The sequence below is a fragment of the Nesterenkonia salmonea genome, assembly GCF_005771525.1.
In the GTDB taxonomy this organism is placed as follows: domain Bacteria; phylum Actinomycetota; class Actinomycetes; order Actinomycetales; family Micrococcaceae; genus Nesterenkonia; species Nesterenkonia salmonea.
In genome coordinates this window covers 1-15,410 of the sequence record NZ_VAVZ01000053.1, presented here as the reverse complement: position 1 = coordinate 15,410, position 15,410 = coordinate 1, and the positions used below count along the sequence as shown (strand labels likewise).

13 protein-coding genes are annotated in these 15,410 nt (G+C 63.4%); 7 read left to right on the top strand and 6 right to left on the bottom strand.

Annotation, left to right across the window (positions count from 1 at the left end; translation table 11 throughout):
- The 5 genes from FEF26_RS14120 to FEF26_RS14100 form a co-directional block, all read right to left on the bottom strand.
- A partial coding sequence (locus tag FEF26_RS14120; protein ID WP_208012942.1) for a hypothetical protein occupies nt 1-220 on the bottom strand: 220 nt, incomplete at its 3' end.
- A 51-nt stretch (nt 221-271) separates the two neighbouring features.
- The gene (locus tag FEF26_RS14115; protein ID WP_138254184.1) at nt 272-538 is read right to left on the bottom strand and encodes a YHS domain-containing protein; all 267 of its coding nucleotides are present in this window, start codon (nt 536-538) and stop codon (nt 272-274) included.
- 44 nt (nt 539-582) lie between these two features.
- Nucleotides 583-2,910, bottom strand: a complete 2,328-nt coding sequence (locus FEF26_RS14110; RefSeq protein WP_138254183.1) for a heavy metal translocating P-type ATPase — start codon at nt 2,908-2,910, stop codon at nt 583-585.
- Nucleotides 2,900-3,886 (bottom strand): heavy-metal-associated domain-containing protein, encoded by a 987-nt coding sequence (locus tag FEF26_RS14105; RefSeq protein ID WP_138254182.1) that lies wholly within the window; start codon nt 3,884-3,886, stop codon nt 2,900-2,902. Before FEF26_RS14105 ends, FEF26_RS14110 begins: the two co-directional genes overlap by 11 nt.
- 2 nt (nt 3,887-3,888) lie before the next feature.
- A complete protein-coding gene (locus tag FEF26_RS14100; protein ID WP_138254181.1) occupies nt 3,889-4,098 on the bottom strand; it encodes a heavy-metal-associated domain-containing protein in 210 nt (69 codons plus the stop codon).
- 635 nt (nt 4,099-4,733) lie between these two features.
- Here FEF26_RS14100 and FEF26_RS15805 point away from each other — a divergent pair.
- From FEF26_RS15805 to dnaE, 6 genes are all read left to right on the top strand, one after another.
- Nucleotides 4,734-4,880: a hypothetical protein gene (locus FEF26_RS15805; protein ID WP_166433054.1), complete on the top strand. Its 147-nt coding sequence runs from the start codon at nt 4,734-4,736 to the stop codon at nt 4,878-4,880.
- Nucleotides 4,881-4,894: 14 nt separating this feature from the next.
- A complete protein-coding gene (locus tag FEF26_RS14095; protein ID WP_166433053.1) occupies nt 4,895-5,485 on the top strand; it encodes a nuclease-related domain-containing protein in 591 nt (196 codons plus the stop codon).
- Nucleotides 5,482-5,790, top strand: a complete 309-nt coding sequence (locus FEF26_RS14090; RefSeq protein ID WP_138254179.1) for a hypothetical protein — start codon at nt 5,482-5,484, stop codon at nt 5,788-5,790. Before FEF26_RS14095 ends, FEF26_RS14090 begins: the two co-directional genes overlap by 4 nt.
- An 87-nt stretch (nt 5,791-5,877) precedes the next feature.
- Nucleotides 5,878-9,672, top strand: a complete 3,795-nt coding sequence (locus tag FEF26_RS14085) for an FtsK/SpoIIIE domain-containing protein (protein WP_138254178.1) — start codon at nt 5,878-5,880, stop codon at nt 9,670-9,672.
- Between the two features lie 33 nt (nt 9,673-9,705).
- A complete protein-coding gene (locus tag FEF26_RS14080; protein WP_138254177.1) occupies nt 9,706-9,951 on the top strand; it encodes a hypothetical protein in 246 nt (81 codons plus the stop codon).
- A 54-nt stretch (nt 9,952-10,005) separates the two neighbouring features.
- Nucleotides 10,006-14,487 (top strand): DNA polymerase III subunit alpha, encoded by a 4,482-nt coding sequence (dnaE, locus tag FEF26_RS14075; RefSeq protein WP_138254176.1) that lies wholly within the window; start codon nt 10,006-10,008, stop codon nt 14,485-14,487.
- A gap of 1 nt (nt 14,488) precedes the next feature.
- On the opposite strand, the gene FEF26_RS15800 is transcribed toward dnaE, so the two are convergent.
- On the bottom strand, nt 14,489-14,650 hold the full coding sequence (locus tag FEF26_RS15800) for a hypothetical protein (protein WP_166433052.1): 162 nt from the start codon (nt 14,648-14,650) through the stop codon (nt 14,489-14,491).
- A 116-nt stretch (nt 14,651-14,766) separates the two neighbouring features.
- On the opposite strand from FEF26_RS15800, the gene FEF26_RS14070 reads away from it, so the two are divergent.
- Nucleotides 14,767-15,342 carry a hypothetical protein gene (locus tag FEF26_RS14070; protein ID WP_138254175.1) on the top strand — a complete coding sequence of 192 codons (576 nt, stop codon included), beginning with the start codon at nt 14,767-14,769 and terminating at the stop codon, nt 15,340-15,342.
- The last annotated feature ends 68 nt before the right edge of the window (nt 15,343-15,410 follow it).

The following is a 15,410-nucleotide window of genomic DNA, read 5'->3' as shown; positions in this document are numbered from 1 at the left end:
GGTCTCCATGGTCGCCGTGGCCATGCCCTGCGTGTCCATCATGTCCGGCGTGCCCGCCGTGTGCTTCATGACCAGCGTGATGCTCGCCTTCGTGCCCGTGGCCCTCATGGTCGTGCCCGTCGTGGCGGCTGTGTTCGTTGTGGTGGCCGTGGTGCCCACTGTGCTCGTGGTGCGCATCGTGGTCAGTTGCTTGCTGCGATCCTGTTGGGGGCTGACTCATACTGCTTTCTCCTTCGTGACTGGTGGTGCTGGGCAAGAGGTGGACGCCTCGTTAAGTGGCAGCGATGTAGCGTTCGGGGTCGGCGTCGAAAAGCGGGCCGCAGGCGTCACAGCACAGCCAGTAACGCTGGTCCTGGTAGTCGCGGTAGAGTCCGGCTTCTTCGGCCTGGGACTTGATCACCGGGGTCCCGGGCATGACCAGGCACTCGGTGACGTCGTCACCCTGGGCTGAGGCGAGGTCTTCGGTCTTAGGCGCGTGACCGCTGCAGCCGCCAGAAGCGGCACCGTGGCCGTGGTTGTGGTGGTCGTGTGTAGTCATCGTGGTTGGTTTCCTTTCTCTGGGTTGATGACAGTTCGGTTCTTTCAGACCTGTGCCGGTTCGCGTGCCGGTGCCGGAACACTGCCAGCGAGGGTAGCCTGGTCGTCGGCTTTGGCCTTGAACCTGCGCAGCCGCAGGCTGTTGGAGACCACCGACACGCTGGAGAACGCCATGGCGGCTCCGGCCAGCATCGGGTTCAGCAGCCCGAAGGCTGCGATGGGGATGGCGGTGGTGTTGTAGCCGAAGGCCCAGAACATGTTCTGCTTAATGGTGCGCAGAGTTCGCCGGGACAACCGGATCGCATCCGCTGCTGCCCGCAGGTCACCGCGGACCAGGGTGATTTCAGCGGCCTCGATGGCCACATCGGTGCCGGTGCCCATGGCCAGACCCAGATCTGCTTGGGCCAGAGCTGGGGCGTCGTTGACACCGTCACCGACCATCGCCACGACCTTGCCCTCGTCTTGGAGACCGACGACGACATCGACTTTGTCTTTGGGCAGCACCTCGGCAACCACCCGATCGATGCCGACCTCAGAAGCCACCTGCTCTGCCACAGTCTGGTTGTCCCCGGTCAGCAGCACCGGGGTCAGACCCAGCTCTTTGAACTGGCCGATGGCCTCAGCCGAGGTAGGCTTGATCTGGTCGGAGACGACCAGCACACCGCGGGCTTGACCGTCCCAACCGACGGTGATCGCGGTCTTACCCTGAGCTTCGGCAGCCTGCTTGGCGGATTTGAGTTCGTCGTCGAGGTGCATGGACCAGTCGGCCAGCAGCGTCTCACGTCCGGCGACGATGGCGTGGCCCTCGACCACACCTTGGACGCCCTTGCCTTCGACGTTATCGAAGGATTCAGGGGCGGGCAGGTCACCGACCTCAGCTGTTGCTCCGGCGGCGATGGCCTGGGCGATGGGGTGTTCGGAGTAATCCTCCAGCCCGCCGGCGAGGCGCAGCAGCTCGGCCCGGTCCACGCCGTCGGCGGTGATGGCATCGCTTAAGGTCATTTTTCCAGTAGTCACCGTGCCCGTCTTGTCCAGCACGATGGTGTCGACTTTGCGGGTGGATTCTAAGACCTCGGGGCCCTTGATGAGCACACCCATCTGGGCTCCGCGGCCGGTGCCGACCAGCAGCGCGGTCGGTGCGGCCAGGCCCATGGCGCAGGGGCAGGCGATGATCAGCACCGCGACCGTGGCGGTGAAGGCGGCACTGATCGGGAACCCGGCCCCGAGCCACCCGCCCAGAGCAGCGGCGGCCACTGCGATCGCGATGGGCACGAACACCGAGGAGACGCGGTCAACCAGGCGCTGGATCTCGGCCTTGCCGGACTGGGCGTCTTCAACCATCTTCGCCATCTGTGACAGCTGGGTGTCCGCACCCACCCGGGTGGCCTTGATGACCAGGCGGCCCCCGGCGTTGACCGTGGCGCCTGCGACGTTGTCACCCACAGTGACCTCGACCGGCACCGCTTCGCCGGTGAGCATCGATGCATCGATCGCTGAGTTCCCGGAGGTGATGACCCCGTCGGTGGCGATCTTCTCCCCGGGTCGGACGACGAACTCGTCGTCAACATTCAGCTCCTCAATGGGAACCCGGTGCTCTGTGCCGTTTCTGAGGAGGGAGACTTCCTTCGCCCCCAATTCCAGCAGCGCGCGAAGGGCAGCACCGGCTTGACGCTTAGAGGTCTTCTCGAAGTACCGACCCAGCAAGACAAAGGTGATCACTCCGGCCGCGACCTCAAGATATATGTGTCCCAGCCCATCGGTGCGTGAGATGGTCAGCTCGAAGGGGTGGACTACACCGGGTTGACCGGCGGTACCGAAGAACAGGGCGATGATCGACCAGATCAACGCGGCACTGGTGCCCACCGCGATGAGAGTGTCCATGGTCGCCGCGCCGTGCTTGAAGTTGGCCCAGGCGGCCTTGTGGAACGGCCAGCCGGCCCACACCACCACGGGGGCGGCGAGGACCAGGGAGGCGAAGCCCCAGTAGTCGAACTGCAGCGTTGGGATCATCGCCATCGCAATGACCGGCACCGACAAGACTGCCGCACCGATCAGGCGCTGCTTCAGCACCCTGATCTCAACGTCCTCACGAGACTCGCCCTCACCGGCAGCACCGGAAGAGTCCTTACCGGAAGGCGGCAGTTCGGCGGTGTAGCCAGTCTTCTCCACCTCCGCGATCAGCAGCTGGGCGTCGTAACCTTCGGGGGTGGTGACGCGTGCCTTTTCGGTCGCGTAGTTCACGCTGGCATCGACACCGTCGAGTCTATTAAGCTTCTTTTCGATCCGGTTGGCGCACGCGGCGCAGGTCATGCCACCGATCGTCAGGTCAAGGCCAGTGAGATTGACCTCGGTGCTGGTGTTTTCAGTGGTCATGGTTTTCTTCTTCCTCGTGCTCGTTCTGCCCGTCACTTATGCTCGATTCCCCACCGCCGGTGTCACTGCCTCCTGCGGTGTCGACCACCAGGGGTGCAGTGTGCACTTCACCGTCGACCTGGAAATCCAGGAACAGCAGGTATCGGCCTTCGGTCGGGACAGTGGATTCGAATACGATCTCCGGTCCAGACGTGTCCCCGGGCTCCGGAGCGTCGCCGTACGGATGGACGTGCAGGTAGGCCAGATCTCCGTCTCGCAGGACGACCATGTGCCCGAAGGCCCCCAGGTAGGGCTCCAGCGCGGTGACCGGCTCTCCACCACGTGTGATGCTCACCGTCAGCTGTGAGGCCTCACCAGCGATCAGATCACCCTCGACCGCAACGTCAAAGCCATCCACACTGGTCTCGGTGACCGGCTCCCTGGCCGGAGCCGGGTCGTAGTCACCTGCGACCTGCACCAAAGTCGACAGAGTCAGGCCTTCCCCCGTTGCGGAAGGAACAAAATCGGCAAACACCCGATAGGTGCCGGCCTCATCCCAATCCCACGGAATCGACCACGTGCCCGCCTCGTCGCGTTCTGGATGGCCGTGGCGGAATTCCTGGCCATCGGCACGGACGGCGATCAGGTGCATTTCCACCTCATGGTCAAAGTCGAAGTCGGTCACTGGGGACCCGTCAGGGCCGGTCACCACCAGGGACAACTCGCCTTTCGCGCCAGGTTCGGAAGGCGCAGCCACCTCAGTCAGCTCGTAGCCATCCTCAGCGGAGGCCAAACCAAGAGAGGAACCATCAGCCCCGTGATCGTCGTGTCCCGCGCTGTTCATATCGTCTCCTTGTCCTTCAAGGCCTTCCGGAGCCTCCTCCATCCAATCCTGCACGGTCTCTTCGTCGATGACCGCGTTCGCCGTGACGCCAGCCGCAGCGAACACGGCCACCAGGATCAGCCCGTACAGGGCAAGCCGTGCAGGGGCCCCCATACTCAGCTCCTGACAGCGGTGTAGCCAGCCTCATCGACTGCGGCGATCACCGCGGCATCCTCGACGGGCTGCTCACTGGTTACAGCCAGACGCCCGGTGGCCGCGCTGACTTCGACTTGGTTGACATTGGGAATCTGCGAGACCTCATCCCGAATCGCGGCCTCGCAATGGCCGCAGGACATTCCAGTGACGTCGTAGCTGTTGGTAGTCATGAGGGTTTCCCTTCTTTGTTGGTGTTCAACTGTCTGCGCAGAATATACCCCCAGGGGGTATATTGCAAGGGTCGTGACCGTCGACGCGACATTCCGCCCCACTACGCCTCTAGAGGGCAAACGCCGGGAAGAATAGACCGGCCTGCGGCCCTGGGCCCGTCATCCCGTGCAGGTCCGGCTCATCCTCATGCCATACGCTACCCAGGTATAGTGTCCTGTTCAACAGGGGGCTCGGGGCAAAGTGCGGCCTACACGGCCAAGCATCTGGACGGACTGCTCTCTACTGATCAGGACACTATCGAAATACCCCTACGAAGTCCGTGATCACGGCGTGCGGCCGAGCTGTTAGTGCTCGCTGCGATCCACCCGCGTAGAGGCGATCACACCCCATCGTTGGGCAGGCCGATGTTGGCCACAGGCACTACGTAGCTGGACGCGCAAGGGTGGGAATTGGCCCAGCGCCCGCCGATCTGGATCCGCAGGGTCAGACGCTTTCGGTCATTCAGCGGAAGACAATGGAACCGCTGCCCAGTCTCTGCCGGACTCCTGGCGGACAAGCGCGCTGACTGCGAGCAGGCGGAGCGGTGAGACTGTGATCCCGCAACTGACAGCTGTGCGCCGGACACTGTGGGTGTATGAGTGAGAACAACACACCCCGTGACGGGGAGACAGCTGAATACCGTGCTGTGGTGGATTTCCTGCATTCGACCACCGGTGCCTGGGTGATCCGTATTGCTGCGGTGATCGCACTGGGTCTGCTGATCTGGCAGATCTTCTTCTAGGGGGTTCGATGAGCATGGCGTTCAAAACCACCGGAGTTGTCGGAACCGCTGCGGCCGGGATGACGGATCAGGGATTCGATGCCTCCCGAGCTTCATCCGGTGCCCGGGGCGAGGGCCTCACTGCGGCCATTCTGCGCGGCTACAGCGATCGGGCGCTGATCATCCATTCGCTTCGGCTGCCGGTGAAGCTGAAGACCGACATCGATCACCTTGTCGTCTCCGGCGAAGGGATCCTGGCCATCGACTCTAAGCTCTGGAGACCCGGTTACTATCACGGATGGTTCGGGACCCCGATGCGCGGAGTCAGACGTGAGCCTCATGTCTCCGCAGCCGCGACCGAGAAGGCCCTCGAGGTTCTGACCTCGATGCTTGGAGCAGATCGCATCGACCCGGAGACTTTCTCGCTGGTCGCCGTCCACGGGGCGAAGAAGGCTGAATCCACCACCGTCAGTTCCTCGCTGTCCTGGAGGCCAACGCCCATCATCGGCGCGGCCAAGCTTGAGGATCGTGTCGAGAAGTTCTTGACGCTGCACCCTGGCCCTGCCGAGGACCGGCTGGCGCGCGCACTCCAGCGCATCCACCGTAAAGGAAGGGCGAGGCGATGAGTTCGACCACCGAGAACCTCGCGCGCATCGGTGAAGCACTGGCGGTCGTGGCTGCGACCATTCATCGAACGAACGCCAAGACCGAAGCCGCCAGCGACGAGGACCAGGCCCGGTCCACTCTGAGCGCCCTGGCCGATGTGGAGAACCTGCGCGTGCAGGCGCAGGTCGAGGCGGTCTACGCCGGCCGGTACGAGGCCGGCCTGGAGCCTGATGAGATCGCTGCGCTGCTGGGGGAGGACGAGCTGCGCATCCGAGGACTCATCTACACCTACGCCTCGGCCGCCATGAAGGGAGCAGAGAAGTAGGCTGTCGACGCTGAGCGTCGCAAGTACGGCCGCTGGCCTCGCCACCGCCAGTAGTTCAGCGGATCCGTTGCCGGACACTCTAGTGGTATGAGTCCTGCCCGCGCCCAAGAACGTCGTGATGCCTCACCGATCCTGATTCCCCTCGGTGTGCTTTCAGGGGCCGCCGCCCTCTGGTTCGGCCTCCCCGGACTGGTTCTGATCTGGCTGGCCCTAGCACTTGCCGGATTCATGCACCCGGCCCCACCGAAGCCCAAAGCCTCGGAGAAGGACGACCCCTGGGTGCAGGAATCGAGGCAGAAGCACCAGTTCTTCTCCACGATGGCCTATACGCTCATCGCCCCGAACAAAGGGTGGTTCCCCGGCTGGCCGCCGCTGTATTCCTACTTCGCGGCATTCGCCGTGGCCGGTTTCGCGCTGCATTGGCCTCAGTTCCACCACGAACCGGTGGCGGAGGCGATCGATGAATGGGCGCAGCCGGTCGCTGACGCCTCGACGTGGTTCCCGCTGATCAACGCGATAGCCGCTCTGCTGATCTGCTTCGCCCTGGCATGGGCCAGACGCAAGACCCTGGACTTCGAGGAAGTCTGCCCCGGGACCCGGCTCTCTGATGCGCTGACCCTCGCGAAGGCCAAACCGTATCTGATCATCGGCCCCGGAGTCCTGGGGGCAGTATTGGGCATCATTGTCGCTCCCGTGCTGGGTCAGTACAGCCAGTGGCCCCTGGGCTGGATCACGGCGGCATCGATCGTCGTCGGCGGCCTGGCCGGCACCTATCCGGCAGCCCGTCACCAGGCTCTGACTCACTGGCGCCAGGTGCTGGAGCACCGCCGGGCATGGCAGGACCGGTTCAAATCCATCAAGAAGGAACCCGCGCCCAGAGTCGAGGACCTGGAGCACCTGGGGACAGGCGAATCGAAGATCACCGTGCTGCATCTGGCCTCCAATGCTGCGGTCGGCGGCTCGGAATGGTTCTTGAAGAACCCCGATAAGCTCGCAGCCACCGTGGGCGGGTCCACCTCCATCGCTGTGGCTCCGGTGGAGCAGACCGACTCGAAAGGCCAGCCCAAACCCGGCACCGTCGATGCCATCAAGTTCGACATCATCGAGCTGCCCTCGTCTGAAGCTGTTCCCTCATTGGGGGACTCGAAAACCGATGACCAGGTCACACAGCAGCTGCTGCGTGCCGTCTTCGCTCAAGCATCGGCGGAGAATAAAGAGCGGTTCATGCCCACCGGCCACGAGGTGATCACCACCTCGGAAGCTCGGGTGCTCAGGGTCTCCATATCGGGGATCGATGTGAAAACCGCCTCGAAGATGCTCCCGCAGTTCTCTTCGGTCATCGGCGCTGATGTCGTCGCAGACCCCATGGCCGCGAAGAAGACCGGGGTGCTCTACATGGGTGAATTCGAGGCCGCGGAGTTCACCGAAGAATCCGGGGTCACCGACGACACCATCCAGTATCTGCTCAAAGAAGACTGGTGGAACCAGCGCTGGGCTGATGCGATCAAGAAGGCGGAGAACCCGCCCAGACCAGAATGGAAGACCGAGGCCAGCGCGAAACTGGCAGACGGCACGCAAGTCAACAGCCTGGTGTTCGTCATCCGTCGCGGCATGACCCCGGAGAAAGACTTCTTCCCCTTCGAATCCGAGATCGCCACCGCCCTGGAGGCATACCCGTTCGTGTCCATGGCCGGCTTCGACGACCCGCGGGCCACCAGGGACGGGGAGCGGCACCGGCAGGCGGTCTCGCTGCGCTGGGCCGAGCGCGCCGTACCCGATTCGGTGGAGAACATCGCACCTGTGTCCAGGTCTAAGGCCCCGCAGTGGGTTCTGGCGTCAACGATCAACCGAGGATTCCTCGACGCGAAGCTTGCCCGGCCGGAGCTGGCTTCGGCCTCGCCGATCTCTGAGGAGTCCTCGGGTAAGCATCTGTGGCAGATGCATGTCCGGCTCTACGGCGGGACCACGTTGGCGGAGGTCCGCAAGAAGCGTCATCAGCTCATGGAAACCTGGGGGGTGGACTACCTGCGAGTGGCCGAGACCCGAGACGGGGTCAACATCATTGCCGGTGCTGATCCGCAGACGGTGGACATCAGAGACTCCGATGCCCAAGACATGCTCGATGCCTTGGAGTGGGAGCAGGTCTTCGTGGACTCCGGGATCACATCCGAGTCGGGCACCATGCCCCAGCTGATCAGCACGGCCCCGGTTGAAGAGAACCCCAAGGTGAAGATTCTGACCTTCAGCCTGCGCAACACCGGCCTGGCCCTGGAGGCTTTCACCTCCCGGGTGTCGAAGTTGAAGGCCAACTCGTCCAACGCCTTCGTCCACCCCCAGGCCGCCGCGTCGGGCAAACCCAACGAGGTTGAGCTCGTGGTCTGCGAGGAAGACCCGATGCCGTTCCCCGCGCCGATGAGTTACGAGGAGGCAGACCGCCGCGAGGATCTGCCCTTCGCCGTCGACGTCTACGGCAGGACCGTGGCCTACACCCCGAAGGAATCGCCGCACCTGCTTGTCAGCGGCACCTCTAATGGCGGCAAATCCGCCGGCTTGATGGTCATGCTCTACTCGGCGCTGCTGCGCGGCTGGGAAGTCTACATCGCCGACCCGTCCAAGGGCGGCACTGATTTCTTCTTCTCCCGTGACTACATCGCTGGTATCACCGGCGACCTCTATGAGGCTGCTGGCATGATGCGCCACGTCTATGGGGAGGTCACCCGGCGCAAGAAGCTCAACGAGGAGCACGGAGTCTCAAAAGTCGGTGACCTCCCCGACAATGTGCGACCGAGGCGGCTGCTGATGATCTTGGATGAGTTCACCTCACTGATGTTGCAGGAGAAGCCGCCGGAGAAGTCCGAGAACCCCGAGGCCGATGCCGCACGCGAAGAGGTCGTCAGGGCCAACAACGAGAAGCAGACCATCGGATTCCTTACCGGGAAGATCGCCCGCGAGGCCCGCTCAGCCGGGGTCACCCTGATCCTGGCCACCCAGAAGCTGGACTCAACGGTCTTGAACTCCATCCAGGGCTCGACTGACCTGAAGAGCAATATGGGCCGAGCACTGTTCGGCGCGGCGACTCTGCCCGAGAAGCAGGTCGCCCTGCGCAGCCCCTACGACGCTCCTGACCTCGGCGAGTCCATACCGCCTGGCCGCGGGTACTGGGAGCCGGTGACTGCGGGCAAGGCTGTGGCCATGCAGGCCTGGTACGACCCTGGCGAGCAGCAGGCCTACGGGGCCGCCCTGGCCCAGCGCCTGGAACCCTGGCCCGAGGATGAGCGTCCCGACTGGAGATCCCACGTCCGCGACTTTGATGACTCGCCCACGGTGCGAAAGCTCGACGATGAACAGACCGCCGTGGTGGAACAGGATCTCGGTGAGTTGGACTTCGACCTCGACCTCGACTTCGACGAAGACGACGAAGTCGAAGAGTCTGGCATTGTCGAGACCAGCTCCGGTGATGATCCGGAAGACCCTGCCGAACCGCAGCTTGAAGTCATCGACCCGGAACCAGAGACAGACGAGACCAGTGAGCACACAGACGGTGAGACCAACGGCGTGAGTTCGGTAGTGGCCGCGATTGATGACTGGCTCGACGAGAACAAACCCGAAGCCCCAACGTTCGAGGCGACCGAATACGACGCCGGCACAACGGTGGAGGTCATATTCGAGCCTGCCGACTACGACTCCACCGATGGCGTCCACGACCTGGCCACCGGGGTCGCTGAGATGCTCGGGTCAGGCTTCGACGAGGGCAGGAAGTACGAGCTGGGGACGGTCGTCGTCCCATTCGGGGAGGACGATGAAGTGGTCGCCGACTTCGACCGTTCGACCATCGGCACTGACCACAGCGGCGTCGAAGTGCGCCCGCTTGCGGATCGTTAGCCGCAGCGCCCACAGGCCGGACACCATGGGTACATGAAACCAGATCACCAGTGCACGATCCGGACGTGCCACAACACGGCGGACTATCTGTGCGCCGGCCACGAGTGCGTGCCCGGACTGGTCAACACCCCACGGCTGTGCAGGGACTGTTACCTGGAACTGCACTCCCTGGTGCGCACCGCGTTCCTCGGCGAGATGGCCCAGACCTGCCCACACTGCGGTGAAGTCTTCTCCGGGCCGCAGGATGTGCTCCGGGTCCTTCAGACCTCCACCTTGTGAGCGCGGCTTGAGGTGCGGCCTCAATCTGCCCTGCCTGCCGGACACTCTGTGGCTATGTCATACACTCCGCTGCACGTCCACACGGAGCACAGCTCTCTGGACGGGATGGCTCGCCTCAAAGACACTGCCCAGGCCGCCGCCGACCACGGATTTGAAGCCTGCGCGCTGACTGATCACGGCACCCCCGGCGGGCTGTGGACCTTCGCCCAGGAGTGCAAGAAGCACGGTGTGAAGCCGATTCCGGCCATCGAGGCCTATATGGCTATCGGCTCGCGCCACGACCCGGAGACCATGAACGTCTACGCCGACGACGGTATGGGCGACGCCGATGATGAGATCACCACCGATGGCACGCGCCGGACGAAGAAGAAGTCCTACTACCACCTGACCGTGCTGGCGCGGAACCGGACCGGCTGGCACAACCTGATGCGCTTCCACAACGAATCCCAGCAGACCAAGATCGGCAAGCACCCCGCCGGCGACTGGCAGCTGCTGAAGCAATACGGCGAAGGACTCATCGTCCTCACCGGCTGCCTGGCCTCACCGGTGGCCGGGCCGCTGGCGCAGATCCAGTTCTGCGACGACCCCGACGGCACAGACGCCCAGGCTCTGCGCGCCGATGCTCACACCGCAGTGGACCACATGATCGCCGCCGTCGGTGCCCAGCACGTCTTCGTTGAGGTCATGGACCACGGAATAGCCTCCGAGCACTACGTCATCGACGAGCTGCAGGCCCTGGCCCAGCAGCGTGGCCTGGACGTGGTGGCCACCAACGATTCCCACTATCTGCACTGCGATGATGACCGCGCCCATGAGGCGTTCTTGGCCGTGGGCACCGGGTCTTCGGTCCGTGATAAGTCCCGGTTTCGGTTCAACGGATCCGGCTACCACTTCAAGACTGAGCGCGAGATGCGTGACATCCGTGCAGAGGACGAGGATTGGCAGAACGCGGTCACGGCCACCGGCCTGGTGGCTGACCTCGTCGAGGACGACACGGTGCCTGAGCCTGAAATTCGCCTGCCGAAATTCGAGCTGCCGGACAAGTGGGAAACCTCCGACGCCTACCTCCGCCATCTCGTCGAGGACGGGGCGCTTTGGCGCTACGGCGGGGATTGGCAAGCCGATGAGGAAGTCGTTGAGCGCATCGACCACGAGCTTTCGGTCGTGGCTGACATGGGCTACTCCGACTATTTTCTGATCACCTGGGACATCATCGAATACGCCAGGGGAGAGCGGATCACCGTCGGCGCCGGCCGCGGGTCGGCAGCGGGGTCTATCCTGGCCTATTCCCTGGGCATCACTGGCCTGTGCCCGCTGCGCTACGACCTGCTCTTCGAGAGGTTCTTAGAGCGCGGACGGGTCGGTCTGCCCGACATCGACATGGACTTCCCGAAGCACCAGCGCCACCTGATCCACGCTTACTGTCAACGCCAATACGGGGCTGGCCACGTGGCTCACATCGGAGGCTTCAACAAGGCCCAGACCAAGGCCGCCATCAAAGACGCAGCCCGGGTGATGACGCCGGTGCTCGACAAGACGACCACCGGAAAACAGCGCGATGATCAAGAGTTGGAGCGCAAAGAGGTCTTCAAACTCGGCGACCGTCTGGCAAAGATCATCGAGCATGGTGACAACAGTTCCCAGCCCTTCGCCCGGCTGGATGACCCGGCCGAGGAAGAAGAGCGACTGCGGGCCGAAGAGTTCTGGTCTGCGGTGGAAGACGGCGGTGACACCGCCGCTCAAATCATCGAACTGGCTCGTCGTTTCGAAGGGGTTTCTAAGAACGAGACCATTCACCCGTGTGGCTTCGTGATCTCCTCTGAGCCGCTGTTCGACCTGGTGCCTCTGCGTCCGGTGTCGAAGGATGCCGGCGAGGATGAGCCCCAGGTCATCGTCTGGGACGGCGACATGGTCGAAGACTTCGGCCTGCTGAAGATGGACTTCTTAGGTATCCAGAACCTCGACTACATCGACCTGACCTTCGAATACCTAAAACGCCGCGGCGAAGACGGCCTGCCCCAGTCGGTGGAGGACATCCCCGACCCCGACGGTGACGTCGACGGGCACTTCGGTGATGATGTCGCCGCCGCCTACGACATGCTCGCAGCAGGCCGCACTGCTGGGGTCTTCCAGCTCGACGGTGCCGGGATGACCCGGGTGGTCCAAGACATCGGTCCCGAGAACTTGAATGACCTCTCGGCCGCTGTGGCGCTCTACCGGCCAGGCCCCATCTCAGCGAAGATGCCCGAGGACTACGCCGCGAAGAAGCATGGCCGCCAACCTGAGTCCTACGAGCGACTCACCACTGATGAGGATGAGATCGAGTGGCTGGCTGACGTTCTCGATGAGACCTATCAGTCCGTGGTCTACCAGGAGCAGGGGATGCGCCTGGGTCAAGTTGTCGCGGGTTTTGATGACATTCAGCGCTCCACCCTGCGTAAGGCCATCGGGAAGAAGAAGCAAGACTTGATGGACCAGTGCTCTGAGTGGTGGTTCGACGGCTATGACAAGGAGTTTGAGAAGAACGGCGAACTGATCTCACCGGTATTCTCCCGGCAGACGGCCGAGCGCGTCTGGGGCTTCATCAAGGGTTCCGCCGACTACTCGTTCAACAAGTGCTTGACGTCCGAGACGAAGCTCTCGACCGAGCGGCGTGAAGACTATTGGACGATCGAAAAACTGTACCGGCGTCTGCACGGAGATTGGTCCGGGCCGGCAGACAAGTGCCCGTACTGCTGGGAGCGTCCCGCAAACCCGAAGGCGCCGAAAAGTCCATGTCCCCGATGCGCCTCATGGCTGACCAAGTTCAAGGACAGCCGGGGGTTCCGCCTGCTGGCTGTCGATTCCACCGACGGCCGAATCCGTCCTCAGATGGTCAAAGATGTCCACCATAACGGGGTGCGCGAGGTCTATAAGATCACGCTGGCTGACGGGCGGACCGTGCGCGCCACGCAGAACCACCGGTTCCTCAGTCCGGTGGGCTCATACATCCACGTACGCGACATGGCACCGGGCGAGACCGCTCTGGCGACCCACGGCGGTTACGTGAAGAACGGTCGTCGGCGGCGGTGGGAGAAGGGCCACCTGGTGACAGAGGCGACTGTTGTCTCGGTCGAACCCGACGGCGTCGAGGATGTCTACGACGTGGAGATGGCTTCCGGAATCGATCACAATTTCCTTGCCAACGGGGTCGTCTCGCATAATTCGCACAGCGCCGCCTACGCTCTGCTGGCGTACTGGACTGCGTATCTGAAGGCCAACTATCCGGTGGAATACGGGGCGGCGATGCTGGCCACCTCGGACAACGACGAGAAGCGGCTGATGCTGCTAGCAGATTTGAAGGGCGAGGGTATTGAGATCGGTGCCCCGGCGGTCAACGAGTCCGCTCAGAAGACTGTTCCGGTCTCCGGTGAGATCAGGCTGGGCCTGGGTGAGATCAAAGACGTCGGTAGGGCAGCGGCGGCTATCGTCGACGCTCGTGCCATGGGCGGGGAGTTCGTAGGCCTGCACGACTTTGCCACCAGGGTGAAAGGCATCAACGTGAAGTCGATGCGTGCCCTGATCGAGTCCGGGGCGATGGATGCCTTCGGCCCCCGCCGGGGGCTGTTGAAGACCCTCTATGCAGCTAAGAAGGCGGATGTGGCACCTGTCGGAGACGATTTCGGCGTCGTGGAGCGGGACCGGCGTCAGCGGGCGGTCCTGGGCACGGTAGTTGGTTCCACCACGCTGGATCATATTGACCTTGCCGAGGTGGGGCAGAGCCTCGGCGTCGAGGACGAGGACCAGTCTCTGAGTGTCGAACGCCTGGGGGACCTGCGCCCGGAATCGCGCTCGGCCTGCCACCTGGGGGTACTCTCCGAGTTCCGTTCACTGATCTCTAAGAGCGGGCGCATGTCGAAGCTGGCGATCGAAGACGCCACGGCCACCCCGGTGGTGGTCTTCCCTCAAACTCACCGTCAGATGATGACCGAATTCGGGGAGCCTGCCGTCGGTGACCTGGTGGTCGTCGCGGGCAAGGTCCAGACCTCTGCCTATGCCAGCGCTGATGAGGCTGAGTCGCATCAGGAAATTCTGGCGAACCGGGTGTGGGTCATCGATGATCCGACCGTGGTCCACGACCAGCCAGTAGAAACTTCCGACCTGGTCGACGCCCTGGAAGGTGCACGTCAGGGACTCGCACAACAGACCGATCCGGCTGTCGAGGACGAGTCAGTCCTGGCTACTCCATTGGAGAGTGACAACGGGGTCCACTCTGAGTACGACGGTGATGAGGACGAGCGTGAGGATTCTGGTGCTGCCGCTGGTCCACAGACTTGGTTGCTGGCTCTGGTGAACGAAAGCCTGCACGGGGTGTTCAATCCGGTGGGCCGCGGTGTCCTATACCTTCAGGGGACCCCGCGGGAGGTCACTGGGGTGGTGGTCAGCGCCACAGAGCCCGTCTACGTCGACCGGCGATCCGGTGTGGCGGTCAAGTTCGTCGAAACCGATGATTGGGAAGGCGAGTTCAGCCAGCTGCGCGCTGCCGCCGGCGTCTGACTCAGCCGGCCTCGTCACCGGAGACCCACCAGGCCAGGGCAGAGGGACCCACGATGAGCAGTGCAGTCCCCACAGCGAACAGGACAGCTACCAGCCCCGCAACTGCGGCGAACACCGGGACGACCAGCGCCAGCGTGAGCAGCATCAGTATAAAACCGTCCATGCCCGGATAGTGTCCGGCGCGCTTTGACCGGCGCGCTCATCAGTGACAGCCCTTGTCGGGCTGATCAGCGCATGTATATCAGGTGAGGCCACAATCATCGGCGGAGGAGGTTACACGTGTCGCTCACAGCTGCCTCGGAGGAAACCGGCGGGCGAAAGGGCCCCCAGAAGGCCAGCAGCCAGACTGAGGACATCATGGCTGACATGGCCTCAGAGTACGGCCGCGATGGCAAGGACCAGGCGAAGAAGCTGGCCGGCGGAAACTCCACAGGCATCGACAAGGCCCTGGATTCCGATCCTGCCTCCAAGGGCATCAACCTCGCCCAGAGGGCGGCCTCTGCCAAAGCCGGTGACATGGCCCAGGGCATCGGCGGCCAGACAGGCAAGACTGTCGCTGAAGACACCACCAAGATCGCCGCTGAGACTGCAAAAGGTGCGACCAAGGGCGCGGCCGCCGGCGGAGTCGGAGCCGTGCCCGGGGCGATCACCGGCGCCGCCAAAGGTGCCGCCCAGACCAAGACCGGACGAATCACGGCCGTGGTCATCCTGGTGCCTGTCATCGGGTACTTCGCGTTCATCTCTCTGCTGCCTCTGCTGTTCCTGCTGGTGCTCTCCAGCGGCGGAGAGCAGGCCGAAGAGAGCGGGGTGATCTCAGATGTCAGCGACTTCATCTTCGGTGAGGACGAGGACTAGGTGTAAGAGGGCGTGACGTTATTGACACCGATCGGGACCAGTGAGGCCGGGGGCATCTCGCCACAGGC

What these genes read in the sequence shown, in the direction of transcription:
- FEF26_RS14115 (WP_138254184.1), bottom strand. Translation starts at nt 538, where the DNA reads ATGACTACACACGACCACCACAACCACGGCCACGGTGCCGCTTCTGGC.
- FEF26_RS14110 (WP_138254183.1), bottom strand. Translation starts at nt 2,910, where the DNA reads ATGACCACTGAAAACACCAGCACCGAGGTCAATCTCACTGGCCTTGAC.
- FEF26_RS14105 (WP_138254182.1), bottom strand. Translation starts at nt 3,886, where the DNA reads ATGGGGGCCCCTGCACGGCTTGCCCTGTACGGGCTGATCCTGGTGGCC.
- FEF26_RS14100 (WP_138254181.1), bottom strand. Translation starts at nt 4,098, where the DNA reads ATGACTACCAACAGCTACGACGTCACTGGAATGTCCTGCGGCCATTGC.
- FEF26_RS15805 (WP_166433054.1), top strand. Translation starts at nt 4,734, where the DNA reads ATGAGTGAGAACAACACACCCCGTGACGGGGAGACAGCTGAATACCGT.
- FEF26_RS14095 (WP_166433053.1), top strand. Translation starts at nt 4,895, where the DNA reads ATGGCGTTCAAAACCACCGGAGTTGTCGGAACCGCTGCGGCCGGGATG.
- FEF26_RS14090 (WP_138254179.1), top strand. Translation starts at nt 5,482, where the DNA reads ATGAGTTCGACCACCGAGAACCTCGCGCGCATCGGTGAAGCACTGGCG.
- FEF26_RS14085 (WP_138254178.1), top strand. Translation starts at nt 5,878, where the DNA reads ATGAGTCCTGCCCGCGCCCAAGAACGTCGTGATGCCTCACCGATCCTG.
- FEF26_RS14080 (WP_138254177.1), top strand. Translation starts at nt 9,706, where the DNA reads ATGAAACCAGATCACCAGTGCACGATCCGGACGTGCCACAACACGGCG.
- dnaE (WP_138254176.1), top strand. Translation starts at nt 10,006, where the DNA reads ATGTCATACACTCCGCTGCACGTCCACACGGAGCACAGCTCTCTGGAC.
- FEF26_RS15800 (WP_166433052.1), bottom strand. Translation starts at nt 14,650, where the DNA reads ATGGACGGTTTTATACTGATGCTGCTCACGCTGGCGCTGGTCGTCCCG.